The organism is Nostoc sp. 2RC, from assembly GCF_014222165.1.
In the GTDB taxonomy this organism is placed as follows: Bacteria; Cyanobacteriota; Cyanobacteriia; order Cyanobacteriales; family Nostocaceae; genus Nostoc; species Nostoc linckia.
Genome location: NZ_JACKZU010000703.1, coordinates 1 through 1,357, shown reverse-complemented (window position 1 = coordinate 1,357; position 1,357 = coordinate 1). Strand labels below are relative to the sequence as shown.

The 1,357-nt window shown below is 47.8% G+C and carries 2 protein-coding genes; both read right to left on the bottom strand.

The features are described from left to right. Positions 1-178 precede the first annotated feature (178 nt). Positions 179-856 carry an ABC transporter ATP-binding protein gene (locus tag GNE10_RS34525; RefSeq protein ID WP_099069641.1) on the bottom strand — a complete coding sequence of 226 codons (678 nt, stop codon included), beginning with the start codon at positions 854-856 and terminating at the stop codon, positions 179-181. 13 nt (positions 857-869) lie between these two features. Then, the gene (locus GNE10_RS34520; RefSeq protein WP_073645675.1) at positions 870-1,142 is read right to left on the bottom strand and encodes a hypothetical protein; all 273 of its coding nucleotides are present in this window, start codon (positions 1,140-1,142) and stop codon (positions 870-872) included. Positions 1,143-1,357 lie beyond the last annotated feature (215 nt).

Below are 1,357 nucleotides of genomic sequence, written 5' to 3'. Positions count from 1 at the left end.
GATGAGGGGATAGGGAAGTGTGGGGAGTGTGGGGGGAAAGATTTCTTCCTCATCCTCCCACACCTCCCACCCCTCCCACACTTCCTGCTTGCCCAATGCCCAATGCCCAATGCCTTTTGCCCAGTAACCAGTCACCAGTAACCAGTCACCAGTCACCAGTCAACACTCCCAATCTCAATCAAGACGCTTCACTGTGTATTTGCATCAGACGTTGCTTAAGGCGTTGGGCTTCACCCTTATCAACAACGGAACCTTTTTCCAATAAAAAAGCACCGTCACAATAATTTAGCTCATCTAATCTATGGGTTACCCACAAAGCTGTGATTCCTCGACTTTTGACTAGACGGCGAACACCAGCAACTAAATCCAGCTGGCTATCCGGATCTAACAAAGCAGTGGGTTCATCTAATAATAAGACTTCACAGCGGCGGGCGATGGCTCCAGCAATGGCGACTCGCTGCTTTTGTCCTCCAGAAAGTGCATATATTGGGCGTCGTTGTAAGGTCAGCAAATTTACCGCCCCCAACGCTTCTTCAACCCTGACTCTCACAGCAGCAGGGGGCAACTTTTCTTCCACCAATCCAAAAGCCACATCAGCACCAACTGTTGGCATCACCAATTGATGATCGGGATTTTGGAAGACAAAGCCAATAGGTTGCAAAACCCCAATTTCACCAGAGTTCGGAGATAACAACCCCGCCACCAGCCTCAGTAAAGTTGATTTACCACTGCCGTTTGTACCCAAAAGCATCCAAAACTCACCCTTAGGAACTTCTAAAGAGCAAGACTTGATTACTTTCTCTCCATTAGGCCAACTGAAGTTTAAATCCTTGACCTCGATGCCCAGTTGAGACATTTGTCAACCCTGTTTATTCAGCAGCGAGAGCAAAAAAGCCAGGTGGTCTACCACTAGCAGTGGTTACACCATCTTTCTGAACAATCTGCACTCCAGAAATTTCACTAGCACGAACAGCAATTTTCTTCTCTGTTTTGCCCTCGCACTTCAGCTCCACTATGTCAGGATTGCCAGAACGCATAGCTGCCAAAATTAGCTGATAGACAGCTTCAGCATCCTCGGCCGATTTACGTTGTACCGAGATCGGAAAAGCAGTGTTTCTGATGCTTAAGTCGATGGTAAACATTTAGCATTAATCAAAATTTAACTGTAGCACTTATTTTAACGTCCACTGACAGATTCTTGGGTAAAGGGGAAAGGGGAAAGGGTAAACGGTAAACGGCATTGGGCATTGGGTATTGGGAAGAAACTCCAGTGGCGGGAGGCAGAGGGAAAAAATTCTTCTCCCCAGCCTCCCCATCTCCCCAGCCTCCCCATCCCCTATGCCCCATGCCCTATTCC

What these genes read in the sequence shown, in the direction of transcription:
- GNE10_RS34525 (WP_099069641.1), bottom strand. Translation starts at nt 856, where the DNA reads ATGTCTCAACTGGGCATCGAGGTCAAGGATTTAAACTTCAGTTGGCCT.
- GNE10_RS34520 (WP_073645675.1), bottom strand. Translation starts at nt 1,142, where the DNA reads ATGTTTACCATCGACTTAAGCATCAGAAACACTGCTTTTCCGATCTCG.